General features: G+C 62.1%; 20 protein-coding genes. 14 read left to right on the top strand and 6 right to left on the bottom strand.

The window, feature by feature from the left end:
• Positions 1-163: 163 nt before the first annotated feature.
• Together DIC66_RS02525 and DIC66_RS02520 are read right to left on the bottom strand one after the other, a co-directional pair.
• Positions 164-643 (bottom strand): peroxiredoxin, encoded by a 480-nt coding sequence (locus tag DIC66_RS02525; RefSeq protein WP_117173688.1) that lies wholly within the window; start codon positions 641-643, stop codon positions 164-166.
• Positions 644-777: 134 nt separating this feature from the next.
• The gene (locus DIC66_RS02520; RefSeq protein ID WP_117173686.1) at positions 778-1,143 is read right to left on the bottom strand and encodes an Mth938-like domain-containing protein; all 366 of its coding nucleotides are present in this window, start codon (positions 1,141-1,143) and stop codon (positions 778-780) included.
• A 116-nt stretch (positions 1,144-1,259) separates the two neighbouring features.
• Here DIC66_RS02520 and DIC66_RS02515 point away from each other — a divergent pair, with 116 nt between their 5' ends.
• The 8 genes from DIC66_RS02515 (at position 1,260) to DIC66_RS02480 (ending at position 11,658) form a co-directional block, all read left to right on the top strand.
• Positions 1,260-2,486 carry a pyridoxal phosphate-dependent aminotransferase gene (locus DIC66_RS02515; protein ID WP_117173684.1) on the top strand — a complete coding sequence of 409 codons (1,227 nt, stop codon included), beginning with the start codon at positions 1,260-1,262 and terminating at the stop codon, positions 2,484-2,486.
• Positions 2,487-2,548: 62 nt separating this feature from the next.
• Positions 2,549-3,871, top strand: coding sequence for a homoserine dehydrogenase (locus tag DIC66_RS02510; RefSeq protein WP_117173682.1), 1,323 nt, complete (start codon positions 2,549-2,551; stop codon positions 3,869-3,871).
• Complete coding sequence (gene thrC, locus DIC66_RS02505; protein WP_117173680.1) at positions 3,868-5,307, top strand: threonine synthase; 1,440 nt, start codon at positions 3,868-3,870, stop codon at positions 5,305-5,307. Before DIC66_RS02510 ends, thrC begins: the two co-directional genes overlap by 4 nt.
• A gap of 12 nt (positions 5,308-5,319) precedes the next feature.
• Positions 5,320-6,567 carry a molybdopterin molybdotransferase MoeA gene (locus DIC66_RS02500; RefSeq protein ID WP_117173678.1) on the top strand — a complete coding sequence of 416 codons (1,248 nt, stop codon included), beginning with the start codon at positions 5,320-5,322 and terminating at the stop codon, positions 6,565-6,567.
• The gene (moaD, locus tag DIC66_RS02495) at positions 6,564-6,815 is read left to right on the top strand and encodes a molybdopterin converting factor subunit 1 (RefSeq protein WP_117173676.1); all 252 of its coding nucleotides are present in this window, start codon (positions 6,564-6,566) and stop codon (positions 6,813-6,815) included. Before DIC66_RS02500 ends, moaD begins: the two co-directional genes overlap by 4 nt.
• 11 nt (positions 6,816-6,826) lie before the next feature.
• Positions 6,827-7,315 carry a molybdenum cofactor biosynthesis protein MoaE gene (locus DIC66_RS02490; RefSeq protein WP_117173674.1) on the top strand — a complete coding sequence of 163 codons (489 nt, stop codon included), beginning with the start codon at positions 6,827-6,829 and terminating at the stop codon, positions 7,313-7,315.
• Between the two features lie 442 nt (positions 7,316-7,757).
• Positions 7,758-10,358: an ATP-dependent chaperone ClpB gene (gene clpB, locus DIC66_RS02485; protein WP_117173672.1), complete on the top strand. Its 2,601-nt coding sequence runs from the start codon at positions 7,758-7,760 to the stop codon at positions 10,356-10,358.
• A gap of 73 nt (positions 10,359-10,431) precedes the next feature.
• Positions 10,432-11,658 carry an MFS transporter gene (locus DIC66_RS02480; protein ID WP_117173670.1) on the top strand — a complete coding sequence of 409 codons (1,227 nt, stop codon included), beginning with the start codon at positions 10,432-10,434 and terminating at the stop codon, positions 11,656-11,658.
• On the opposite strand, the gene DIC66_RS02475 is transcribed toward DIC66_RS02480, so the two are convergent.
• A complete protein-coding gene (locus DIC66_RS02475) occupies positions 11,655-12,554 on the bottom strand; it encodes a DMT family transporter (protein WP_233505751.1) in 900 nt (299 codons plus the stop codon). The genes DIC66_RS02480 and DIC66_RS02475 overlap by 4 nt on opposite strands.
• An 82-nt stretch (positions 12,555-12,636) precedes the next feature.
• Here DIC66_RS02475 and DIC66_RS02470 point away from each other — a divergent pair, with 82 nt between their 5' ends.
• The 6 genes from DIC66_RS02470 to DIC66_RS02445 all read left to right on the top strand — a co-directional run bounded on the left by DIC66_RS02470 (position 12,637) and on the right by DIC66_RS02445 (position 21,867).
• On the top strand, positions 12,637-16,641 hold the full coding sequence (locus DIC66_RS02470; protein ID WP_117173666.1) for a response regulator: 4,005 nt from the start codon (positions 12,637-12,639) through the stop codon (positions 16,639-16,641).
• Between the two features lie 83 nt (positions 16,642-16,724).
• Positions 16,725-18,539, top strand: coding sequence for a fumarate reductase (quinol) flavoprotein subunit (gene frdA / locus DIC66_RS02465; RefSeq protein WP_117173664.1), 1,815 nt, complete (start codon positions 16,725-16,727; stop codon positions 18,537-18,539).
• Positions 18,532-19,281 (top strand): succinate dehydrogenase/fumarate reductase iron-sulfur subunit, encoded by a 750-nt coding sequence (locus tag DIC66_RS02460; RefSeq protein ID WP_117173662.1) that lies wholly within the window; start codon positions 18,532-18,534, stop codon positions 19,279-19,281. The genes frdA and DIC66_RS02460 overlap by 8 nt, the downstream gene beginning before the upstream one ends.
• Positions 19,282-19,283: 2 nt before the next feature.
• Positions 19,284-19,712 carry a fumarate reductase subunit C gene (locus DIC66_RS02455; RefSeq protein WP_117174140.1) on the top strand — a complete coding sequence of 143 codons (429 nt, stop codon included), beginning with the start codon at positions 19,284-19,286 and terminating at the stop codon, positions 19,710-19,712.
• Positions 19,709-20,068, top strand: coding sequence for a fumarate reductase subunit FrdD (frdD, locus tag DIC66_RS02450; protein ID WP_117173660.1), 360 nt, complete (start codon positions 19,709-19,711; stop codon positions 20,066-20,068). Before DIC66_RS02455 ends, frdD begins: the two co-directional genes overlap by 4 nt.
• A 122-nt stretch (positions 20,069-20,190) precedes the next feature.
• Positions 20,191-21,867 (top strand): formate--tetrahydrofolate ligase, encoded by a 1,677-nt coding sequence (locus DIC66_RS02445; protein WP_275405206.1) that lies wholly within the window; start codon positions 20,191-20,193, stop codon positions 21,865-21,867.
• A gap of 468 nt (positions 21,868-22,335) precedes the next feature.
• On the opposite strand, the gene DIC66_RS02435 is transcribed toward DIC66_RS02445, so the two are convergent.
• From DIC66_RS02435 to DIC66_RS02425, 3 genes are all read right to left on the bottom strand, one after another.
• The gene (locus DIC66_RS02435) at positions 22,336-23,955 is read right to left on the bottom strand and encodes an ABC transporter substrate-binding protein (RefSeq protein ID WP_117173654.1); all 1,620 of its coding nucleotides are present in this window, start codon (positions 23,953-23,955) and stop codon (positions 22,336-22,338) included.
• A gap of 61 nt (positions 23,956-24,016) precedes the next feature.
• Entirely contained in the window at positions 24,017-25,042 is a 1,026-nt protein-coding gene (locus DIC66_RS02430; protein WP_420820469.1) for a peptide ABC transporter ATP-binding protein, read from the bottom strand.
• Positions 25,039-26,016 (bottom strand): ABC transporter ATP-binding protein, encoded by a 978-nt coding sequence (locus tag DIC66_RS02425; protein WP_117173652.1) that lies wholly within the window; start codon positions 26,014-26,016, stop codon positions 25,039-25,041. Before DIC66_RS02425 ends, DIC66_RS02430 begins: the two co-directional genes overlap by 4 nt.
• Between the last annotated feature and the right edge of the window lie 15 nt (positions 26,017-26,031).

The raw sequence follows: 26,031 nt of genomic DNA, 5'->3' as shown, positions 1-26,031 counted from the left end.
TGGAAATCAATGCCGCAAAAGTGAAAAAGCCACCTTGAGCCAAGGTGGCTTTTGTCGGGAGCACGGTCGCAAGATTCAACGGCATGAAGGCCATTATGCATAAGCTTCAAGACACCGCCAGCGCACGTGTCTCAAAACAACAAGCATCGCAACAAAGACCGGCTTATGCAGCCTTCTTGTTGAGCAACTTGACCGACTTGAGTACTTCATCCACATGACCTGGTACTTTGAGGCCGCGCCACTCTTCTTTCAGCAGGCCATCGGCGCCCACCAGAAAGGTGCTGCGTTCAATGCCCTTGACCTTCTTGCCGTACATGATCTTGTTCTTGACCACGCCGAACATGTGGCACATTTTTTCTTCTGTGTCGGCAATCAGTTCAAACGGCAGTTCAAGCTTGGTCTTGAACTCATCATGGGACTTCATGTTGTCGCGGGACACGCCAAACACGGTTGCGCCGGCTTTTACGAAGTCCTTGTACTTGTCACGGAATTGCATGGCTTCCGTGGTGCATCCGGGGGTATTGTCCTTGGGGTAGAAGTACAAGACCATGGTTTTGCCATTGTGAGACGTGTTGCTCACTTTGATGCCGCCGGTGGCATTGGCTTCAAACTCGGGGAGTGGTTTATTGACAACGATCGCCATAGGGTATAAAAGTCTCGCGTACAGGTGTCATTCAAGGTGAAGGATGTTTCGCGTGACAGCGCAACGCATCCTCGACTGCAACCTGCGATTTTACTCTGAAACGTTCAAGGGCCTGAATGCGCCCGGTCAACGGCTCACAGCAAAAGAGCTGCAATCACTCTCCTGCCTTCGGCTGCCAAAAAATTGAAGGTACGACAGGCCGCCTGGGTGTCCATGGTTTCCACCCCGATGCGTTTGGCATACAGGTTTTGCAAGCAACCGGGATGCGGGAAGCGAATTCGTTCCCCACTGCCAAAAATGATGAGCTCCGGTTGCAGTTCGGCAAACAGGTCGAAGTGCTCCGGCAGCAGTCCCTCAAAGCCCGGGCACTGCCACAAGGTGCTGCCCGACTGGGCGTTCACAAACACGTTGCTGGTGAACTTCTCCCCATTCACGCTGACCCAACCCGCTCCATAGCCGGTGATAGTGGGGCCACTGGCGGCGTCGGGCAATAGTTTCATGGTGTGCGCAGGTGTACGTCTGAGCCCGCCGGGCCATGGAAAATGGTCCAGACAAAACGGGCAGATAACTGTGGTCAAATTATAGGTTTAGCCCTGACAACCCTGTTGGAGAGACTTTGAGAACCATTAGAAAATCAGCCAAGCTGGCCAACGTCTGTTACGACATCCGCGGACCCATCATGGACCGCGCGCGCCAGATGGAAGAGGAAGGCCAAAAGATCATCAAGCTCAACATCGGCAACCTGGCGGTGTTCGGTTTTGATTCCCCCGAAGAAATCCAGCAGGACATGATTCGCAACCTGCCCAATTCGGCCGGTTACTCCGACAGCAAGGGTATTTTTGCGGCGCGCAAGGCGGTCATGCACGAGACCCAGAAGCAGGGCATTCTGGGCGTTACCCTGGATGACATCTACCTGGGCAATGGCGCATCCGAGCTGATTGTGATGGCCACCAACGGCCTGCTCGATGATGGCGATGAGCTGCTCTTGCCCGCCCCCGACTATCCCCTGTGGACGGCCGCTACCAGCCTGTCTGGCGGCACGCCGGTGCACTACCGCTGCGACGAGTCCCGGGGCTGGATGCCGGACCTGGACGATATCCGCGCCAAGATCACCCCGGCCACCCGCGGCATCGTGGTCATCAACCCCAACAACCCCACGGGCGCCCTGTATTCCGACGAGACGCTGCTGGCCATTGTGGACATTGCGCGCGAGCACGGCCTGGTGATATTTGCGGACGAGGTCTATGACAAGGTGCTGTACGACGGTGTCAAACACACGCCCATTGCCTCGCTCAGCCAGGATGTGCTGACGCTTACCTTCAATTCCCTGTCCAAGAGCTACCGCTCCTGCGGCTACCGCGCGGGTTGGCTGGTGGTGTCGGGCGACAAACGGGTGGCCCGGGACTACATCGAGGGCCTGAACATGCTCTCCAACATGCGCCTGTGTGCCAATGTGCCAGGGCAGTGGGCCATACAGACGGCGCTGGGCGGCCACCAGAGCATCAATGAACTGGTGGGCGAGGGCGGACGGCTGCGCCGCCAACGCGATCTGGCCCATGAGCTGATCACTGCGATCCCCGGTGTCACCTGTGTCAAACCCAGTGCAGCGCTGTACATGTTCCCCAAGCTGGACCCCGCGGTCTATCCGATTGAAGATGACCAGCAGTTCTTCATGGAGCTGCTGCAGGAAACCCGGGTCATGCTGGTGCAGGGAACCGGCTTCAACTGGAAGACGCCGGACCACTTCCGCATCGTTTTCCTGCCCCACGAGGACGACCTGCGTGAAGCCATTGGCCGTGTGGCCAAGTTCCTGGAAACCTACCGCAAGCGTTACGCCAAATAAGCATTTCTGATCAGTGGCCGGTGCAAGCGCACGGGCCCAACCTTTTTTAAGCGAAGAACTTTATGAAACCGATTCAAGTAGGCCTTTTGGGCATTGGCGTTGTGGGCAGCGGCACTTTCAATGTGCTCAAGCGCAACCAGCAGGAAATCCAGCGCCGCGCCGGCCGCGGCATCGAAATCACCATGGTGGCGGACCTGGACGAGGCGCGCGCCCGTGCCGTGGTTGGCCCCGACGTGCAGGTGGTCAACGACGCCCGCAAGGTGATTGCCAACCCCGACATCGACATCGTCATCGAGCTGATTGGCGGCTACGGCATTGCCAAGACCCTGGTGTTGGAGGCCATTGCGGCGGGCAAGCATGTGGTCACCGCCAACAAGGCGCTGCTGGCCGTGCACGGAACCGAGATTTTTGCAGCTGCTTCCGCCAAGGGCGTGATGGTGGCGTTCGAGGCGGCCGTGGCCGGCGGCATCCCCATCATCAAGGCCCTGCGCGAAGGCCTGACGGCCAACCGCATCGAGTGGATCGCCGGCATCATCAACGGCACCACCAATTTCATCCTGTCCGAGATGCGCTCCAAGGGACTGGACTTTGGCGTGGTTTTGAAGGAAGCGCAGCGCCTGGGCTATGCCGAGGCCGACCCCACCTTCGACATCGAAGGTATCGACGCGGCCCACAAGGCCACCATCATGTCGGCCATCGCCTTTGGCGTGCCGGTGCAGTTTGACAAGGCCTATGTGGAAGGCATCACCAAGCTCTCTGCCCAGGACATCAAGTACGCCGAACAACTGGGCTACCGCATCAAGCTGCTGGGTATTGCCAAGCGCCGCCCCGAGGGCATCGAGCTGCGCGTGCACCCCAGTCTGGTGCCCTCCAAGCGCCTGATTGCCAACGTGGAAGGCGCCATGAACGCGGTAGTAGTGCAGGGCGACGCCGTTGGCACCACGCTCTACTACGGCAAGGGCGCAGGCTCCGAGCCCACGGCCAGTGCCGTGATTGCCGACCTGGTGGACATCACCCGCCTGCACACCGCCGATTCGGCGCAGCGCGTGCCGCACCTGGCCTTCCAGCCCAACGCCATGAGCGACACCCCCATCCTCCCCATGGCCGACGTGGTGACCAGCTACTACCTGCGCCTGCGCGTGGCCGATCAGGCCGGTGTGCTGGCCAAGGTAACCGGCATTCTGGCCGAGTCCGGCATCAGCATTGACGCCGTGCTGCAGCGCGAAGCCGACGAAGTGGGCGGCGTGGATGCCACCCAGACCGACCTCATCATCCTGACCCACGACTGTGTGGAAGCCCGGATGAACGTGGCGCTGGCTGCCATGCAGGCGCTGCCCACCGTGCTGGAGCCCATCACCCGCATCCGCAAGGAAGAACTGGCATGAAATACCTGAGCACCCGCGCCGCTGCCTCCTCACCTGAGCGCAAGCGCTTCTGTGAAATCCTGCTCGAAGGCCTGGCGCCGGACGGCGGGCTGTACCTGCCGGAGAGCTATCCGCAGGTCAGCGACGACACGCTCAACCGCTGGCGCACGGTCTACCACAGCCAGGGCTATGCCGAGCTGGCCTTCGAGATCCTGTCTCTCTACATCGACGACATCCCGGCAGCCGACCTGCGTGCCCTGTGCGCCAAGACCTATACCGCCGAGGTGTTTGGTACGGGTGAGATCGTGCCCCTGCGCCACGTGGAAGAGGGGCTGTGGATCGAGGCCCTGTCCAACGGCCCGACCCTGGCCTTCAAGGACATGGCCATGCAGCTGCTGGGCAACCTGTTTGAGTTTGAGCTGGCCCGCCGCGGTGAAGAGCTCAACATCCTGGGCGCCACCAGCGGTGACACCGGCAGTGCGGCCGAATACGCCATGCGCGGCAAGCAAGGCGTGCGCGTCTTCATGACCAGCCCGCACGGCCGCATGAGCCCCTTCCAGCAGGCCCAGATGTTCAGCCTGCAGGATGCCAACATCTACAACATCGCCGTGGAAGGCGTGTTCGATGACTGCCAGGACATCGTCAAGGCCGTCAGCAACGACCTGGACTTCAAGCGCAAGTACAAAATTGGCACCGTCAATTCCATCAACTGGGCCCGCCTGTTGGCCCAGGTGGTGTACTACTTTGCCGGCTACATCCAGGCCACGGAAAGCAATGCCGAGCAGGTGTCGTTTGCCGTGCCCAGCGGCAACTTTGGCAACGTCTGCGCCGGCCATGTGGCGCGCATGATGGGCCTGCCCATTGCCCAACTGGTGGTGGCCACCAACGAGAACGATGTGCTCGACGAGTTCTTCCGCACCGGCATCTACCGTGTGCGCGGTAGCGCCGACACCTTCGAGACCTCCAGCCCCTCCATGGACATCTCCAAGGCCAGCAATTTCGAGCGCTTTGTGTTCGACCTGCTGGGCCGTGACGGCGAGCGCGTGAAGGCCCTGTTTGGCGAAGGCCTGAGCAAGACCGGCCGCTTTGACCTGAGTGCAGACCCGCTGTTTGCACAAGCTGCCAGCCGTTACGGCTTTGTCAGCGGCAAGAGCACCCATGCCGACCGCCTGGCCACCATACGCGCCACCTGGGAGCAGCACGGCTTCATCATCGACACGCACACCGCCGACGCCCTCAAGGTGGCGCAGGAATTGCGCACGCCCGCGCACCCCATGATCGTGCTGGAAACCGCTCTGCCCATCAAGTTCGCCGCCACCATCGTGGAAGCCCTGGGCCGCGAGCCCGAGCGCCCCGCTGGCTTCGAAGGCATAGAGGCACTCCCCAAGCGCGTGCAGGTGATGGCCGCGGACGCGGACCCCATCAAGGCGCTGATTGCACGCGAGTGCGGCTACTGAAAAGACACCACCATGGCAGCACCGCAGCGCGCGCCGCTTAAACCGCTTTCCGAGGCGCTGGCGCAACTGCTGGCTGCGGCCTTGCCCGTTGCCGGCACCCAGCAGGTTGCCACCCTGGAGGCCGATGGCCGTGTGTTGGCCGCCGATGTGGTCTCCGCACTGCACGTGCCGCCGCAGGACAACAGCTCCATGGATGGCTACGCCTTGCGGGTACAGGACGTGGGCACTCCGGGTGTGCAGATGCCGGTTTCCCAGCGTATCCCGGCAGGCTCGGCTGGTGCGCCGTTGCTGCCGCAGACGGTGGTCCGCATTTTTACCGGTGCCCCTATTCCCGCAGGAGCCGATGCGGTGGTGATGCAGGAAGACTGTGCACTGCTGCCCGTCCAGGAAGGCGATGCGGCCCGCGTGCAGGTCAACACCGCACCGCAGCCCGGCCAATGGATTCGCCGTGCCGGTGAAGACGTGGCCCGGGGGGACGTGGTGCTGTCGCGCGGCCAGCGCTTGGGACCCGCCGAACTCGGCCTGGCCGCCAGCATTGGCCTGGACCAATTAACGGTGCTGCGCCGCCCGCGCGTGGCTCTGTTCTCTACCGGTGATGAACTGGTGATGCCGGGCACCGTAGCGCCTCAGGACATGCCGCCCGGCGCCATCTACAACTCCAACCGATTTTTCCTGAACAGCCTGCTGCGCCGTATGGGCTGCGAGGTCACCGACTTCGGCATCGTGCCCGACAAGCTGGACGCCACCGTGCAGGCCCTGCGCGATGCCAGTGCCGCGCACGATGTGATCCTCACCAGCGGTGGCGTCTCGGTGGGCGAAGAAGACCACATCAAGCCCGCTGTGCAGACGCTTGGGCAACTGGACCTGTGGCAAATCGCCATCAAACCCGGCAAGCCCTTTGCCAAGGGCACGGTGGGTGCGGCCCATTTCATTGGCCTGCCCGGCAACCCGGTGTCCAGCTTTGTGACTTTTTTGCTGCTGGTGCGGCCCTTTTTGCTGCGCTTGCAGGGCGTGACCGATGTTGCGCCAAAGGGAGCCAGCATGCGCGCCGATTTCAGTTGGCCGCGCGCCGACAAGCGCCAGGAATTCCTGCGCGTGCGCCGTAACGCCCAAGGTGGCCTGGACCTGTTTGCCAACCAGAGCTCGGGCGTGCTGACCTCAGCCGTCTGGGGTGACGGCCTGGTGGATAACCCTGCCGGGCAGACCATTGCGCCGGGTGATACCGTGCGCTTTATTTCCTTTGCAGAGTTGCTGGCATGAAGATCACGGTGCGCTACTTTGCCTCCATCCGCGAGGCCGCAGGAACTTCTTCTGAAGTCCTGCAAACCCAGTCCACCACACTGGCCCAACTGCGTGACGAACTGATACAGCGCCCCGGCGCAACCGGCGCCGCCCTGGCCCGCGGCCGCGCCGTGCGCCTGGCACTCAACCAGGTCATGAGCGACGAGTCGGCCATGCTGGCAGATGGGTGTGAAGTGGCTTTCTTCCCGCCGGTTACCGGAGGCTAGCAGGCAGCCCCATGACCAACCCACGCGTTTCCATCCAGACCCAGGACTTTGATTTGTCAGAGGAGGTGGCGCGCCTGCAGGCCGGCGACAAGCGGGTAGGGGCGGTGTGCAGTTTTGTCGGGCTGGTGCGCGACCGCAATGGCGGCGCCGAGTCGTCGGTGCAGTCGATGGAACTGGAGCATTACCCGGGCATGACCGAGAAGTCCATCGAAGCCATGATTGACGAAGCGCATCAGCGCTTTGACTTCTTCGATGCGCGGGTGGTGCACCGGGTGGGCCTGTTGCAGCCGCTGGACCAGATTGTGTTGGTGGCAGTGACGTCGGCGCACCGGGGCGAGAGTTTCAAGGCCTGCGAGTTCCTGATGGATTACCTGAAGACGCAGGCGCCATTCTGGAAGAAGGAGGCCACAGCGGATGGCGCGCAGTGGGTGGATGCCCGGGTGAGTGATGACGCGGCGTTGGCGCGCTGGGGGATTGCGGGGAGCAACGCCGTAGAGTGATCTCCGGCGAGAATTGCGGGTAGCTGTTCGCCTCCTTTTGTGGTGGGGTCGAAGCGGGCAAGGGCGGGGGCCTCATGGCGTCAAAGGCCCGCAAATCGGCCCCCACCCTTACCCGCTTCGACCTGCCTACACTTTTGGTACGCAATCGTTCCAAAGACCCCCTTGCCGACGGCTGCCTTTGTATGAGGTGCCTTTTGCATTTCAACCAGAGCGCACCAACCCTTCCGTGCTCGCCGGGATGGGAGTGCCCTGGGGCCGATTTGCGGGCCTTTGACGCTATGAGGCCCCAGGGCACTCCCATCCCGGCAGGCGCAGCAGCAAGGCGAAGGTTGTTTGACATATATCAGCCAAGCGCCCCCGTTAAGCGTCCCACCGCACTTGAAAACGGAGGGGCCAGCCCTCAAGCTATGTAGCAACCGACACCACTGTCAAAGGAAGTTTCATGCGTACCGACAAACTCACCACCAAATTCCAGGAAGCCCTGGGCGACGCGCAGTCACTGGCACTGGGCAATGACAACGCCTATATCGAACCGGCCCACGTGCTGGCCGCCATGCTGCGCCAGGAAGATGGCCCCAAGGCGCTATTGCAGCGTGCGGGTGTCAATGTGGGCGGCTTGCTGACGGCTGCCGAGGCCGCGATCAAGAAGCTGCCCCAGGTGCAGGGCCACGAGCAGGTGCAGGTGGGGCGCGACATGGTGTCGCTGCTGCAGGCGGCCGAAAAAGAATCCATCAAGCGCAGTGACCAGTTTGTCTCCAGCGACATGTTCCTGCTCGCGCTGTGCGACAACAAGGGCGACGCGGGCAACCTGGTGCGTGCCAGCGGCATGAACCGCAAGAGCCTGGAGTCGGCCATTGAAGCCGTCAGTGGCGGCCAGCGCGTGGACAGTGCCGATGCAGAAGACCAGCGCGAGTCGCTCAAAAAATACTGCGTGGACCTGACCGAGCGCGCCCGCATGGGCAAGCTCGACCCGGTGATTGGCCGTGACGATGAAATCCGCCGCGCCATCCAGGTGCTGCAGCGCCGCACCAAGAACAACCCGGTGCTTATCGGCGAGCCCGGTGTGGGCAAGACGGCCATCGTCGAAGGCTTGGCCCAGCGCATTGTGGCCGGTGAAGTGCCGGATTCCCTCAAGGGCAAACGCGTGCTGTCGCTGGATATGGCATCCCTATTGGCCGGTGCCAAGTTCCGTGGCGAGTTTGAAGAGCGGCTGAAAAACGTGCTCAAAGACCTGGCCAAGGACGAGGGCCAGACCATTGTGTTCATTGACGAGCTGCACACCATGGTGGGCGCGGGCAAGGCCGAAGGCGCCATGGACGCGGGCAATATGCTCAAGCCCGCGCTGGCCCGTGGCGAACTGCACTGCGTGGGTGCCACCACGCTGGACGAGTACCGCAAGTACATCGAAAAGGACGCTGCGCTGGAGCGCCGCTTCCAGAAGATTCTGGTGGGCGAACCCACTGTGGAGGCCACCATTGCCATCCTGCGTGGCCTGAAGGAACGCTACGAGGTGCACCACGGCGTGCAGATCACCGACCCGGCCATCGTGGCCGCGGCCGAGCTGTCCAACCGCTACATCACCGACCGCTTTTTGCCCGACAAGGCGATTGACCTGATTGACGAGGCAGCCTCCAAAATCAAGATCGAGCTGGACTCCAAGCCCGAGCTGATGGACAAGAAGGACCGGCGCCTGATCCAGCTGCAGATTGAGCGCGAAGCCGTCAAGCGCGAGAAGGACGAGGCCTCGCAAAAGCGGCTGGAACTGATCAACGAAGAGATCCAGAGCCTGCAAAAGGAAATTGCCGACCTGGATGAACTCTGGAAGGCCGAAAAGGCCCAGGCCCAAGGCTCCAAAACCATCATGCAGGAAGTCGAAAAAGTGCGCTTCCAGATCAAGGAACTCACCGACAAGGGCGACTTCAACAAGGCCGGTGAGCTGCAATACGGCAAGCTGCCCGAGCTGGAAAAACGCCTGAAGGACGCGCAGTCCCAGGAAGCAGGCAAGGCCCAGTCCGCCAAGGATGGCGGGCGCGCGCAGCTGCTGCGCACCATGGTGGGCGCTGAAGAAATTGCCGAGGTGGTGAGCCGCGCCACCGGCATTCCGGTGGCCAAGATGATGCAGGGCGAGAAAGACAAGCTGCTACAGATGGAGGTCAAGCTGCATGACCGCGTGGTCGGGCAGGACGAAGCCATTGCCGCTGTCTCCAACGCCATCCGCCGATCGCGCTCGGGTCTGTCTGACCCGAACCGCCCCACCGGTTCCTTCCTGTTCCTCGGCCCCACGGGCGTGGGCAAGACCGAGCTGTGCAAGGCGCTGGCTGGTTTCATGTTTGACAGCGAGGACCACCTGATCCGCATCGACATGAGCGAGTTCATGGAGAAGCACTCCGTGGCCCGGCTGATTGGTGCGCCTCCGGGCTATGTGGGTTACGAGGAGGGCGGCTACCTCACCGAGGCAGTGCGCCGCAAACCCTATTGCGTGGTGCTGCTGGACGAAGTGGAAAAGGCCCACCCGGATGTCTTTAACGTGCTGCTGCAAGTGCTGGACGATGGCCGCCTGACCGACGGCCAGGGCCGCACCGTGGACTTCAAGAACACGGTGATTGTGATGACCAGCAACATCGGCTCGCACCTGATCCAGAGCATGGTGGGCCAGGACACGGACGACATCAAGGAAGCCGTCACCGGCGAGCTCAAAAACCACTTCCGCCCCGAGTTCCTCAACCGCATTGACGAGACCGTGGTGTTCCATGCGCTCGATGCCCAGAACATTGCTTCGATTGCCAAGATCCAGTTGCAGGTGCTGATGGCGCGCCTGTCCAAGTTGGACCTGACGCTCGATGTGTCGGACGCGGCCGTGGCCGAGCTGGCCAAGGTGGGATTCGATCCGCTGTATGGTGCGCGGCCCCTGAAGCGTGCGATCCAGCAGCGTATTGAGAACCCGTTGTCGAGGTTGCTGCTGGAAGGCAAGTTCGTTCCGAAGTCCACCATCCGGGTGGGGGTGGACCCGATCCTGGCGCCGGGCGAATTCAGCTTCAATTAAGAGCGGCAAAGCGGAGTCGCCCAAGTGATAGGGCGCTGGGCGGGGTCATGCAGAGGCGATTAACATCGCTGGCATGACCACTGCCGCCGCCAGCACCACTTTCCCCGCCCCGGCGGTTCCCCTGCAGCAGGACGCCGCCATCATCGGCCTGGTGGGCCTGGCGCATGCCAGCTCGCACTTTAGCCATTTGCTGCTGCCGCTGATGTTCCCGGTCTTCATCAAGGAGTTTGGATTCAGCTTTTCCGAGCTGGGCCTGTTGATGACGGTGTTCTTTGTGGTCTCCGGTGTGGGCCAGGCCTGTGCCGGTTTTGTGGTGGACCGGTTGGGTGCGCGGCCGCTGTTGTTCATGGCCATGGTGATTTTTGTGCTGGCCTGTGTGAGCGCCTCCATGGTGACGGGCTACACCGGCCTGGTGCTGGTGGCGGCACTGGCGGGCCTGGGAAATGCCACATTCCACCCCGTGGACTTCACCATCCTCAACCAGCGTGTGTCAGCGCCGCGTTTGGGCTATGCCTTCAGCGCCCATGGCCTGACCGGCAACCTGGGCTGGGCCGCAGCACCCGTGTACCTGGCCACCATGACAGCTGCCTTTGGCTGGCGCAATGCCTATCTGGGCGCTGCCGTGCTGTACGCGCTGATCCTGGCGCTGCTGGTGCTCAAGCGCGACAAACTGTCTACCCAGGTGGCCCACCATGCGCGCGACACAGGTGTGCAGGCACCCCACGCCATGGCCTTCATGAAGTTGCCGGTGGTGTGGTGGTGCTTCGCCTTTTTCCTGCTGTCCACCATGACCATGGCCGTGATCCAGAGTTTTTCGGTGTCCATTCTCAAGGCCATGCATGGCGTGAGCTTTGAAGCGGCCACGCTGACGATCACCGGCTACATGCTGGCGGGTGCCTTGGGCATGTTCATCGGTGGTTTTGTGGCCGCACGCACACCCAATAGTGACCGGGTGGTGGCCGTTTGCATGGGCGCAGGTGCCCTGTTGCTAGCCTTGTGTGGCACGGGTTGGCTGGGAGCGAATGCCACCATGGTCATCCTGGCCTCCAGCGGCTTTGCCATCGGCATAGGTGGGCCTTCGCGCGACATGATGATCAAGAAGGCCACGCCCAAAGGCGCCACCGGCCGCGTCTATGGCCTGGTGTATTCCGGGCTGGATACCGGTTTTGCGATTTCGCCCCTGGTGTTTGGCGGCTTCATGGATCGGGGTTGGTATGGCGCCACACTGATTGGTGCCGCAGCGGTGCTGATGCTCAGTGTGGTGGCGGCACTGGGCGTGGGCCAACGCACCCAGCGTTAACCGCCACGCCAGCCGCGCCAGATCTGCAGGCTCCATTGCATGGGGTTGAGCCCCATCACCAGCAGGCAGGCCAGCAGAATCAATCCGCCCCCGGCCACCATGGCCGCGCTGGTGGGTTCACCCAGGAGCAGCACGGCCCACAGCACGCCAAAGCCTGTGCTCAGGAATGTGGAGCTGAGCGCCGCCATGGGCGGCACGTGGCGCATGATGCGCAGGTACATCCAGTAGGCCAGGCCCGAAGTCAACAGGCCCATCAGGGTCACAGCAGCCAAGGCGCCCCAGGTCACATGGGCGCGCGGCAGATCGTAAGCGGCACCGGGCAGCATCAGCACCACGGCGGCGGCATGCATGCCCGCGGTAATCTGCAGGGGCTCCATGCGGGCTATGGCTTTTTTGAGGAAGGGCGTGGACACGCCCGAGATGGCCGCACCTCCCATGCAGGTCAGTGCTGCGATCACCAGCGCATGCGTGGGCTCCACCGGGCCCAGGCGCACCACCAGCGCCGCCCCCACAAAGCCCAGCAGACAGCCCAGCATCTTGGGCGCGCTCAGGGCCTCTTCCTTGAGCCAGGCCGAGGCAAAGGCGCCAAACAGCACGGAGGTGACGGTCAGCAGCGCACCATAGCCCGCGGGCAACTCCAGGGAGGAGCGGGCATACAGGATGTGTGGCCCGGCCACGGCCAGCAGGCCCAGTAGAAACAGCTCGCGCCAGTGCTGCCAGGGCCAGGGGGTTTGGAGCCGCCACATGATCAGGCTGAGCATGCCAGTGGCCAACACCATGCGCAGGCCGGCGGCCAAGTTGGGGCCCAGCGCCGGGGCGGCAATGCGCGTGAGCATGAAGGACGCGCCCCACAGGGCTGACAGGGCCACCAGCTGGAAGAAATATTTGGCTTTCACGTTGGCATTTTCCTGCATGCCTGCCCACGACAACCATGGTGTTTGCGACTTTTTACCCTCCAGATAGACCTTAGAATTCAACATGTTTCCATCACGTCTTCACGGCCCTCTGCGTTCGCTGCAACTGCAGCCCCAACGCGCCGTTGGAGCTTTGGCACTGGTGCTGGCCATCGTGCTGTGTGCCCTGGTTGCCATTGATTTGCAGCGCGATTACCAGCAACAGTTGTCTGCCGCAAGTGCCAAGACCAGCAGCCTTGCGCAACTGCTGGAAGAACATGCGCGCCAGAGCATGCGCCGTGTGGAAGTGGCCCTGGCGCTGGCGGCCCAGGATGTGCAGTCCCAGGACCAATCTGAAGGCCAACTCAAAGCAGACAGCGGCCAGCGTTTGAGCGCCTTTTTGCCACAGGACGGCTTGATAAGTTCCTTTGCCGTAGTGGATGAAGCAGGCAAAACGGTGGTATCCACACTGACCGAGGTCACAGCAGAACTGCCCTTGGCAAAAGACCGTGATTTTTACCAGGCTCACCAGGGAAACGCCCAGAGCGGCTTGTTCATTGGCCAGGCGGTGAGAAGCCGCATTTCTGGCTTGTGGATTATTCCGGTCAGCATCCGGCTGGAGGGCAGGTTTTCTGGCACGCTGATGGCCGCTGTTGACCCTGAATATTTTCAACGCCTGTACCAGTCCATCGATACCGGTGATGACGGCTTCGTTACGCTGTTTACCACCCAGGGCTGGGCTATTGCGCGTTGGCCCTTCAATTCGGAAATTGCCGAACGAAACTGGTTGACTGCACCCATGTTCAAGGAGGCCATCCCCCGGGCCACCGATGCCGTGCTGGAGCAGAAGGTGGCCGCGACCGGAGTCCAGAGCGTTTACAGCTACCGGGTGCTGCAGGAATATCCTCTGATTGTGGCCATTGGCATCTCGCGCGATGAGGTGCTGCAGCCCTGGCGGGAGGGAGTCATGATGGAAGGGGGCGTGCTTGCGCTCATGCTGCTTTTCCTGGGTGGCGCCACGTTCATGTTGATGCGGCAGCTGCGCCGTCGCATGCAGGTCGAATCGGCCTTGCAACTCAGCGAGATTTCGCTGCTGAAATCATCCCTGCCCACCATGTGGGTAGGTTCGGACGCACACATTCTGCGGGTGAACCAGGCAGCGTGTGACCTGCATGGCTACACAGAAGAGCAGATGCTGGCGCTGACCGTGCCAGACCTGAATCCGGGCATGTCGATGCAGAATTGGGACGGACATTGGAAGCGCCTGCGTGAGGCGGGCAACATGCGGTTCGAGACCGTGCATCGCACGCAGCAGAATCAGGACATTCCGGTAGAAGCGGAGTTGAACTACTTCGTGTTCGATGGCCGGGAGTACAACCTGGCCTTCGTGCGTGACCTCACGGTGCGCAAGCAGGCGGAGGCCGAAGTCCAGCGCAGCGCCGGTCTGCTGCGCAGCGCCATCGACGCCATGGATGATGCGTTCGTGCTCTTCGATGCCCAGGACCGGATGGTCTACTGCAACGCCAAGTATGCCCAGCTCTATCCCGGCATGCAGGATATTGTCGTCCCGGGTGCCCGGTTTGAGGACATGATTCGCATCGGTGCCCAGCGCGGGCTGTACCGTGAATCCATCGGCCGCGAAGAGGAATGGATTGCCATGCGCCTGAAGGCCCATCGCGAGGGCAACGAGGCGCGCATCCAGAAGCGCGCCGATGGCCGGGTCATGCGGGTGTTGGACCGCCGTACGCCCGAGGGGCATATTGCAGGCATGCGTGTCGACATTACCGACATGGTCCGGGCCACGGAAGAGGCACAGGAGGCGTCGCGCTACAAGAGCCAGTTCCTGGCCAATATGAGCCATGAAATCCGCACGCCCATGAACGCCATTCTGGGCCTGCTGTCCCTGCTGCAAAACACCGCGCTCAGCCCTGCGCAGCGCGACTATGCCTCCAAGACCGAAGGGGCCGCGCAATCGCTGCTGCACTTGCTCAATGACATTCTGGATTTTTCCAAGGTGGAAGCCGGCAAGATGGAGCTGGACCCGCAGCCCTTCCGGCTGGACCGCATGCTGCGGGGCATTGGCGTCATCCTGTCCTCCAACATGGTGGGCAAGTCCATCGAGATGCTGTTCGATATCGCAGCCGATGTGCCAGCTGTGGTGGTGGCCGATGCCATGCGCCTGCAGCAAGTGCTGGTGAATCTGGGTGGCAATGCCATCAAGTTCACGTCCGAGGGGCAGGTGGTGCTGCGGTTGCGAAGGCTGCCGGACCAGGTAGCTTCGGAAACTGCGCACTGCGTGCTGGAATTTTCCATACAGGATTCGGGCATTGGCATTGCACAGGAAAAGCAGGAACACATCTTCACCGGCTTCTCGCAGGCCGAGGCGTCCACCACGCGCCGTTTTGGCGGCAGCGGTCTGGGCCTGGCCATCAGCCGCCGCCTGGTGGAGTTGATGGGCGGCCAGTTGGCGGTGCAGAGCACGCCAGGTCAGGGCAGCACTTTCAGCTTCAACTTGCGCGTGCCCCTGGCCGCAGCGGATGCACCGTTCGCGCAGGAAGTTCCGCGCCTGTCGGTTGCACCCATGCGGGTGCTGGTGGTGGATGACAATCCGGTTGCCAGGGAGATTCACTCCAACATGACGCGTTCGTGGTCCTGGCCCACGACCCTGGCCGAAGGTGGTGAAGAGGCGCTGGACCTGATGCGCGGCCCTTGCAAGGAGGGCGTGCTGCCCTTTGATGTGATCTACCTGGACTGGCAAATGCCCGGGCTTGATGGCTGGGAGACAGCCCGGAATATCCGCCAGCTCTGCCAGGGCCTGCCCACGCAGCCCCGCATCGTCATGGTCAGTGCCAACGGAGCCGACAGGCCGCTGCAGCGATCCAAAGAGGACCAGGCCCTGATAGACGGCTTTCTGGTCAAGCCCGCCACTGCGAGCGCGTTGCAGGATGCCGCACTGGGCTATACCCAGAGCGATGTGCCGGCACTCCGCTTGCAGCGCAAGTCCAACAGAAATCTGGCCGGTATGCGGATATTGGTGGTGGAAGACAATCTTATCAACCAGCAGGTGGCGCAGGAATTGCTTGCCTCAGAGGGCGCCGAAGTGACACTGGCTGCCAATGGGCTGCTGGGGGTGGACGCGGTGGCTTCTGCGCAGCCACCCTTTGAGGTGGTCTTGATGGACCTTCAGATGCCGGTGCTGGATGGCTTTGGCGCCACGCTGAGAATACGGGGCGAACTGGGCATGACCCGTTTGCCGGTGATTGCCATGACCGCCAATGCCATGGCCAGCGACAGGCTGGCATGCCTGGCAGCGGGGATGGACGACCATGTGGGAAAACCTTTTGATATGGGGCATCTCGTGAACGTACTGCTGACAGTGACGGGCCGCAAAAAGGGGCTTCAGGATGCACCCCAGGTGCCAGCACAGTCCGCTGCAGGCGTTGATACCGCGCAGGCAGAGGCCGTCCTGTCCAGCAACCCCTATCTGAATGTGGCTTCGGCACTGGAGCGCATATCGGGTCTGACATCGCTGTATGTGGACATTGCGCAAGAGTTCATCCGCACCCTGGATACGGTGGAAGCGGATTTCCGCCAGGCAGCACTTGCCGCGCAGGTCCCGGCGCTGGTGGCGCAAATGCACACGCTCAAGGGGACAGCCGCGACCCTGGGCGCCGAGAAGTTGTCTGCCCAAGCGGCGGTTCTGGAGAAGCTGTTCCGGCAAGCGCCTACAGACCTGCAGTCACTGGAGCACCTGCCACCCCTGCTGGAATTGGTGGCACATACCCGCGATGCCGCCGTGCAGGCGATAGCCGCCCTGCAGAAACCAGCCCCGCCATCAATGGATGCCACGGCAACCATGCACTATGCAGAAGATGCACTGCAACGCACGAGCGCCAGGGCCTTCCTGCTGCGGCTTGCGCAATTGTTGAGGGACAGCAACCTGGCCGTGCTGGACCAGTTTGCGGACCGTGGCAATGCATTGGACGCGCTGCCCGCTGCCTATCTTGCCGAATTGCAGGAGGCCCTTAAGGCCCTGGACTTTGATTCTGCAGGCCAACTCTGCGAACGCCACATGGCCGCTCTGGCCTGATAACACCGCCATGCCTTGATGCACGTCATGACGCAATGCGCGTACGGGCGTACATTGGGCCGTAGTGTGTTCAGGAGGATTTCATGCATATTGTTCAGGCAGATGTCGCCATCATTGGCGCGGGTGGTGGAGGGCTGCGGGCAGCCATTGCGGTAGCCGAAGCCGATCCAACGCTGCGCATTGCGCTGGTATCCAAGGTCTACCCCATGCGCAGCCACACCGTGGCAGCCGAAGGCGGTGCGGCTGCCGTCACGCAAGCGCATGACAGCCTGGAAGCCCACTTTCATGACACGGTGGCCGGTGGCGACTGGCTCTGCGAGCAGGATGTGGTGGAGAGCTTTGTGGCCCAGGCCCATGAGAGCCTGGTGCAGATGGAGCACTGGGGCTGCCCCTGGAGCCGCAAGGCCGATGGCCATGTGAATGTGCGCGCCTTTGGCGGCATGAAGATAGAGCGCACCTGGTTTGCCGCTGACAAGACCGGCTTTCACATGCTGCACACCCTGTTCCAGACCTCCATCAAGTACCCCAGCATCCAGCGCTATGACGAGTACTTCTGCATGGACCTGCTGGTGGACGAGGGCCGCGCGCAGGGCGTGCTGGTCATCCACATTGCCACCGGCGAGTTCACGCTGATACAGGCCAAGTCCGTCATCATCGCCACGGGTGGTGCGGGCCGGGTGTTTCGCGAGAACACCAACGGCGGCATTGTCACCGGTGACGGCATGGCGCTGGCCTACCGCCACGGCGTGCCGCTGCGCGACATGGAGTTTGTGCAGTACCACCCCACCTGCATGCCCGGCACCGGCCTGCTGTTTACCGAGGCCTGCCGCGGCGAGGGCGGCTTTCTGCTCAACAAGGACGGCGAGCGCTACCTGCAGGACTACGGTCTGGGCCCGGCCACACCGGAGCCACGCAACAAGGCCATGGAGCTGGGCCCGCGCGACCGCCTGAGCCAGGCCTTCTGGCACGAAAAACAAAAAGGCAAAACCATCAGCAGCCGCCACGGCGAGGTGGTGCATCTGGACCTGCGCCACCTGGGCGAGAAGAAGCTGCGCGAGCGCCTGCCGCAAATCTACGAACTGGCGGTGGAGTACCTGGGCGTGGACCCGGCCAAGGAACCCATCCCCGTGCTGCCCGCCGTGCACTACACCATGGGCGGCATCGTGGCAGATGGCAACACGGCGTCTACCTTGCCAGGTCTGTACTCGGTGGGCGAGTGCTCGAGCGTGGGCATACACGGCGCCAACCGCCTGGGCTCCAACTCGCTGACCGAGCTGATAGTGTTTGGCAAGATTGCAGGCAAGCAGGCAGCCCAATTCGCCAAACAGAACACGCAACCCACAACGCCCACGGCCCGTGTGCTGGAGCAGGCCCGCGCCTCCCAGGCTCAGGCAGAGGCTCTGCGAACGGGCACAGGTACAAGCGCAGGAAAAGGCGAGCGCATTGCTACCCTGCGCCGCGAGATGGCGCAAAGCATGGAAGACGGCTGCGGCATTTACCGCACGGCTTCCACCATGCAGCAAACCTGCGACAAGCTCGCCGAGCTGCGCCAGCGCTACAAGAACGTCACGCTGGACGACCACTCGCAGGGCTGGAACACCGAGTGGCTGCTGGCCATCGAGCTGGGTTACCTGCTGGATGTGGCCGAGGCCATGGCCCACTCGGCCCTGAACCGGCGCGAGTCCCGCGGCTCGCACCAGCGCCTGGACGGCTACACCGAGCGCGACGATGTCAACTTCCTGCAGCACTCGCTGGCTTTCTATCAGGGCGACGGGCCACCGCGCATGGGCTACGGGCCGGTGAAGATCACCAGCTCCCAGCCCGGCACACGCGCCTATGGTGCGGCCGGTGAAAAGGCCGATGCCGACCAACATGCCAAGGAGAAAGCCCATGTCTGAGGCTGCAAAAACCATTGAGATCCAGGTCCTGCGCTACCGCCCCGAGCAGGAGGACGTGCCCATCTGGCAAAGCTACCAGGTGCCGTTTACCGAAGACATGTCGGTGCTGCAGGGCCTGCAGTACATCAAGGACGACATCGACGGCACGCTGGCCTTTCGCTGGTCCTGCCGCATGGCCATTTGCGGCAGCTGCGGCATGATGGTCAACAGCAAGCCCAGCCTGTCCTGCCAGACCTTCCTGCGCGACCTCATGCCCGGCCCCGTGCGCGTAGAAGCGTTGGCGCACCTGCCCATTGAGCGCGATCTGGTGGTGAGCGTGGAGCCCTTTGTGAAGAAGTTGGAGAGCATCAAGCCCTACATCATCCCCAAAGAAGCGCGCGCCTTGAGCGCGGGCGAATACCTGCAGACCCCGGCGCAACTGGAAGCGTTTGAGCAGTACAGCTCCTGCATCAACTGCATGCTGTGTTACGCGGCCTGTCCGCAGTTTGGCCTCAACCCCGAGTTCACCGGCCCCGCCGTGCTGGCCCTGCTGCACCGCTACAACAGCGACTCGCGCGATGGCGGGCGTGCCGAGCGCATGGAGATACTGAATGCGGAAGAGGGCGTGTGGAGTTGCACGGCAGTGGGCTACTGCTCGGAGGTCTGCCCCAAAGGTGTGGACCCGGCCAACGCGGTGAACCAGAACAAGATCAACAGCGCAGTGGACTACTTTGCGCGCTTTCTGCCAGGCAAAGGAGCATGACCATGAAAACGGATGCAAGCATTCCCACCGTGCGCAAGACCGCCGGTCCCTACGTGCGGCCCATGCCGGGCTGGTGGAAGCACAACCCCTTCTTTATTCGCTACATGGTGCGCGAGCTCACCGCCGTGGCTGTGTGGGTCTATGCCCTCATTCTCACCGTGGGCGTGTTCCGACTGGGGCAGGGCGAAGCTGCCTGGAACGGCTGGCTGCAGGCCCTGCAGTCGCCCGCATCCATTGCCCTGCACCTGGTGCTGCTGCTGGGCATGGTGCTGCATGTGCACAGCTGGTTCGAAATCATGCCCAAGACCATGGCGCCCATTGTCATCAAGGGTCAGCGCGTGAGCGCCGAGCGCATACAGCGCACCGGCTGGAGTGTGGCCGCTGTGGTGTTTGTGGCGGTGCTGCTGCTGGCAGTCTGGAGCCAAGCATGAAAAAACGTTCTAACGCCCCGTTCTTCTGGCTGCTGTTTGGCGCCGGTGGCATGCTCTCGGCCCTGCTGGGCAGTGCGCTGGTGCTGATCACCGGGCTTGCCACGCCGTTGTCCCTGGGCCTGCATGGCGACTTCATGGCCTACCCGCGCATGCTGGCCTTTGCACAAAACTTTGTCGGCAAGGGCTTTGTGTTTGTGGTGATTGCGCTGTTTGCCTGGCACGCGGCGCACCGCATCTTCCACAGCCTGCATGACGTGGGCATCCACAACGGCGCAACCGCCAAAGTGGTGTGCTACGGCAGCGCTTTGGTGATGACGCTGGTGGCAGCGTTCAACCTGTTGCGCATCGGCTTCTAGCAAGGGAAGACCCCGATACGGCCTGCCGCAGATGGAATGCAATAGGCCGCATTGCGGATAGTGTGGGTAGTGGGCCTCCCCAGAATGTTTCGTGTCCAACGCAAACAATGACAGGAGATAACGTGGCCCTATCCGACATAGAAATCGCGCAATCCGCAACCCTGGTTCCCGTGTTGCAAATGGCGCACGATCGGCTGGGCATTCCTGCAGAAGCACTTGAGCCCTATGGCCACTACAAGGCCAAAATTGATTTGGGGTGGCTGGACCGGCATCCCGGCCCGCTGGGCAAACTGATTCTGGTCACGGCCATCAGCCCAACCCCGGCCGGCGAGGGCAAGACCACCACCACTGTGGGCCTGGGCGATGCGCTCAACCGCATTGGCAAGCGCACTGTGATTGCACTGCGCGAGCCCTCGCTGGGCCCGGTGTTTGGCATGAAGGGCGGTGCTGCCGGTGGCGGCTATGCGCAGGTGGTGCCCATGGAGGACATCAACCTGCACTTCACCGGCGACTTCAACGCCATCGCCCTGGCGCACAACCTGCTGGCTGCACTGATGGATAACCACATCCACCACGGCAATGCCCTGGGCTTTGATCTGCGGCGCATCACCTGGCGGCGCGTCATGGACATGAATGACCGCGCACTGCGCCACACCGTGGTGTCCCTGGGCGGAGCGGCCAACGGTTTCCCGCGCGAAGACGGCTTTGACATTGTGGTGGCCTCGGAGGTGATGGCCATCTTCTGCCTGGCCACCTCCCGCCGGGATTTAAAGGAGCGCCTGGGCAACATCATTGTGGGCTACACCCGCGAGCAGAGCCCCATCCGCGCGCGCGACCTGCAGGCGCAGGGCGCCATGGCAGCGCTGCTCAAGGACGCCATCAAGCCCAACCTGGTGCAGACCCTGGAGAACAACCCGGCCATCATCCACGGCGGCCCTTTTGCCAACATCGCCCACGGCTGCAACACGGTAACAGCCACGCGCGCGGCCCTGAAGCTGGGTGACTATGTGGTGACAGAGGCTGGTTTTGGCGCCGACCTGGGCGCCGAGAAATTTGTCGACATCAAGTGCCGCAAATCCGGCCTGCGCCCCGACGCGGTGGTGATCGTGGCCACGCTGCGTGCCCTCAAGCACCACGGTGGTGTGGCGGCCAGGGACCTGAACACCCCCGATTTGGCGGCGCTGGCGCGGGGCATGGCCAACCTGGAGCGGCATGTGGAGAACGTGCAAAAGCGCTATGGCTTGGCCTGCGTGGTGTCCATCAACCACTTCACGTCCGATACGCAGGAAGAACTCGACCTGCTGCGGGCACGCATGGATGCGCTGGGTGTGCCGGTGGTGGTGGCGCGGCATTGGGCCGATGGCTCGCGGGGCGCCGAGGAGTTGGCGCACATCGTGGTGCGACTGGCAGAGTCAGGTACCTCCAATATGCAGTTTGTCTATGCAGATGAAGATAGCTTGTGGGACAAAATGAAGGCCATTGCCACGCGGGTCTATGGTGCTGCGGACATTGGTGCCGAGGCCACAGTAAGGGCCAAAATTGAGAAACTGCAGGCCGATGGCTATGGCCATTACCCGGTATGTGTGGCCAAAACCCAGTATTCGTTTTCTACAGACCCCAAGCTGCGTGCAGCGCCCAGTGGCCATACCGTCAATGTCCGAGAGGTGCGTCTGGCTGCTGGCGCCGAATTTGTGGTGATGATTTGCGGTGACATCATGACCATGCCCGGCTTGCCCAAAGATCCTGCGTCTGCCCGCATCGATGTGGATGACGAGGGGAAGATTTCAGGCCTGTTCTAGAGCTCCCCGAAGCCGGTCACGGCCAGCAGAAATGCCGGCCTGCTGAGCAGCTTGCAAAATTCCGTCCAGGGTACATCGCCAGCGCTCTCGACAACGCGGGAACGGTTGCCTGCCAAGGCCGCGCCGCCGCCGCCGGATGGTGTCGTAAGGCGTCCCTTGCTCTGCTTGTCATCTAAGGCGCGGTAGCGCCTGGGTTGGGCATTCGAATCCAAGGCTTGTATCTCCTGCATCTGAAATATCGGATTTGCCAAAATTCACGGATAAGTGAGGATGGGCAGATTAACGCAAAAGAGGCCGGTCGTGAATATGCTAAGGGCACAAAAAGGCAAGGCTTTGGTGCCCTTTTTCAATGCCTGTTTTCTGGTTCATACATTCGCGCAAAAAAGGCCAGCCAAAGTGATTGGCTGGCCCTTGGCAGTGAATTTCAGTGCAGCCGTTAAGACTGCACCGAATAGCTACACAGGATGCTTACTTCATATCCACACCATAAAAGGTGTGCTTGGCAAAGGGGCTGAGCTTGTAGTCCACGACTTCCTTGCGCACCGGGGCAATTTGCACTGCGTGGGCAATGGTGAACCAAGGCGCCTGCTCCTTGAAGATGACCTGGGCTTTTTCATACAGCTTGGTGCGCTCGGCCGGGTTGGTGACCTGCTTGGCCTTGAGGACCAGATCGTCAAAAGGCTTGTAGCAGAACTTGGCCACGTTGGAGCCATTGCTCTTGGCCGAAGCGCAACCCAGCAGGGTGTTGAGGAAGTTGTCCGGATCGCCGTTGTCACCCGTCCAGCCCAACATGCCCATCTGGTGTTCGCCCGCCTGCATCCGCTTGCGGTACTCGCCCCATTCAAAGCTCTTGATCTCGGCTTTCACACCTACCTTGGCCAGGTCAGCCTGCATCAGCTCGGCAATCCGCTTGGCGTTGGGGTTGTAGGGGCGTTGCACTGGCATGGCCCACAGGTCGGTGGTGAAACCGTTGGGGTAACCGGCAGCAGCCAGCAGCTTCTTGGCTTCTGCGGGGTTGAAGGCGTCATCCTTGATAGCCTTGTTGTAAGACCACTGTCCCGGGGGAATCGGGTTGGTGGCTGCCACTCCGGTACTCAGGTAGACGGCAGACACGATGGCCTTCTTGTCCATCGCCATGTTGATGGCCTTGCGCACGCGCACATCGTCAAACGGTTTTTTGGTGGTGTTGTAGGCCAGGTAGCCGATGTTGAGGCCAGGCTGCTCCAGCACGGTGACATTGGCGTCCTTGCGCATGGTGTCGAGGTCGGCCGGATTGGGGTAGGGCATGACATGGCACTCACCCTTTTGCAGCTTGGCCCAGCGCACCGAGGCGTCGGGCGTGATGGCAAAAATCAGGTCATCGATCTTGGCTTTTCCAGCCCAGTACTGGGAAAAGGCCTTGAAGCGGATGATGGCGTCCTTCTGGTACTGCACCAACTGGAAGGGGCCGGTGCCAATCGGGTCCTGGTCAATCTTTTCGGGCGTGCCGGCCTTGAGCATGGCAATCGCGTATTCCTTGGACTGCACACCGGCAAACTGCATCGCCAGGTTGGCCAGGAAGGGAGCCTCAGGGTTGTTCAGGACCACCTTGACGGTGTACTCATCTACCTTGTCCACGGACTTGAGCAATGCGGGCATGCCCATGTCACCAAAGTAGGAGTGGTTGGAGCTGGTGACCTTGAAGTAGGGGTCGTTTTCTTTCCATTGGCGCTCGAACATGAACAGCACGTCATCGGCGTTGAAATCGCGCGAAGGCGTGAAATTCTTGCTGGACTGCCATTTCACACCCTTGCGCAGGTTGAAGGTGTATTCCAGACCGTCCTTGGAGATGCTCCATTTTTCGGCAAGGGCCGGGACCACCTTGGTGCCGCCACGCTCGAAGTTCACCAGGTTGTCGTAAATCTGTTCGGTCACGTCGAACGAGGTGCCGGTGGTGTTGATGCCAGGGTAAAAGTTCTCAGGGCTGCCCTCGGAGCAATACACCAGGGTTTTGGCGGACACCGCCGAGGCGGCCATCAGGGCCGGCAGCACAACGGCTGCGAGCAGGGCGGTTGTGCGCATTCTGGGACGCGTTGCATTGAATTTCATCGATCACCTCCAGGTTAAAACGCCATAGTACGCGACCGCAGCCGCGTCCGTATGCGGGTTGTCACGGTTGCGTCAGCTTTTCGGCTTCAAAGCACGCAACCTTGCGCCCCATCAACTCCCGCAGCGGTGGTCGTTCAACATGGCAGTGCGCCACGGCATGGGGACAGCGCGTGGAAAACACGCAGCCCGTGGGCGGGTTCAGGGGCGAGGGCAGTTCGCCGCTAAGCACGATGCGTTTGCGCGCCACGCCGCTACCTGCCAGGCCAGGCGTAGACGCCAGCAAAGCCTGGGTATAGGGGTGCAGGGGCTTTTGGAAAATGGTTTCCTTGTCGCCATGCTCCACGGTGCTGCCCAGGTACATCACCAGCACATCGTGCGCAATGTGGCGCACCACGCCCAGGTCATGCGAGATGAACAGATAGGCCAGGCCCAACTCGCGCTGCAAGTCGGCCAGCAGGTTGAGCACCTGGGCCTGGATGGACACGTCGAGTGCCGACACCGGCTCATCGGCCACCACCAGCAGCGGGTTGAGCATGAGGGCGCGCGCAATCGCGATGCGCTGGCGCTGGCCGCCGGAAAACATGTGCGGATAGCGGTCGTAGTGCTCGGGGCGCAAGCCCACCTTGGCCAGCATGGCGCGGGCCCGCTCGGCGCGTTCGGTGGCACCCAGTTCGGTGTTGATTTCCAGTGGCGCTTCCAGAATCTGGCCTATGCGCTTGCGCGGATTGAGCGAGCCATAGGGGTTCTGGAACACCAGCTGCACTTTTTGGCGCAAGGCCTTTTTGTCATGGGACTGGAGCACGTCCACACCGCCCAGGCTGAGGGCGCCCGCTGTGGGCTTTTCGATCAGCGTGACCATGCGCGCCAGCGTGGACTTGCCGCAACCCGATTCCCCGACCACGGCCAGCGTCTTGCCGGCCTGCAGGGTAAAGGACACGCCGCTGACGGCCTGCAACTGCGCCGGTGCGCGCAAGGGCCCGCGGCTGATGGGGTAGACCTGCCTGAGGTCGGCGGCAACGACAACCGGTGCCTGGTCGGACGGGGTCTGGCTTGGCGTGGGCATGCTGCCCAATGGGACTGCGCTCATACGACCTCCCCGGTTTTGGCGGTCAACGGGAAATGGCAGCGCACCGCACCGTGCGCGCGGGCCTGCAGTTGCGGTCGGGTGTCGCAAGCGGGCTGGCAGTAGTTGCAGCGTGGCGCAAACAGGCAGCCGGTGGGCCGGTCAAACAGGCCGGGCACCATGCCGGGAATGGTGGCCAGGCGGCCACTGCCGCTGCTGCGCTCGGGCATGGAGGCCATCAGGGCTTCGGTATAGGGGTGCATGGGCGTGGCAAACAGATCCAGGGCGGTGCGCTGCTCCATCAATTGGCCGGCATACATCACCGCCACGCGCTGCGCCATTTCGCTGACCACGCCCATGTTGTGGGTGATCAGCACCAGGGCCATGCCGCGCTCTTTTTGCAAGGTGCGCAGCAGGTCCAGAATCTGCGCCTGGATGGTCACGTCCAGCGCGGTGGTGGGCTCGTCGGCAATCAACAGCTTGGGGTTGCAGGCAATCGCCATGGCAATCATCACGCGCTGGGCCATGCCGCCGGAGAACTGGTGCGGGTACAGGTCCAGCCGGCTCTCGGGTGCCGGTATGCCCACCTGCTCCAGCAGTTCCACCGAGCGGGTGCGGGCCTGCGCGCGCGTCATGCCCAGATGCAGCTTGAGGGTCTCGGCCAGCTGGAAGCCCACGGTGAAGCAGGGGTTCAGGCTGGTGGTGGGGTCCTGGAAGATCATGGCCAGGTCTTTGCCGATGATCTTGCGGCGCTCGCGCTCGGAGAGGTGCAGCAGGTCGTGGCCATCGAAGCGCATGGCGTCGGCCTTCACCACGCCGGGATAACCCACCAGGCCCATCAGCGCCATCATGGTGACGCTTTTGCCCGAGCCCGATTCACCCACAATGCCCAGCACCTCGCCAGGCTCAATGGAAAAACTCACGCCGTCCACCGCGTGCATCACCGCCTTGTGGCTGGGGAACTGCACCGACAGGTTGTTTATTTCAAGCAATGCCATGTTGTACTTTGAAGG

This window comes from Rhodoferax lacus (assembly GCF_003415675.1).
GTDB classification, from domain to species: domain Bacteria; phylum Pseudomonadota; class Gammaproteobacteria; order Burkholderiales; family Burkholderiaceae_C; genus Allorhodoferax; species Allorhodoferax lacus.
The sequence above is the reverse complement of the archived record's forward strand: the minus strand, read 5'-3'. Positions and strand labels throughout refer to the sequence as shown.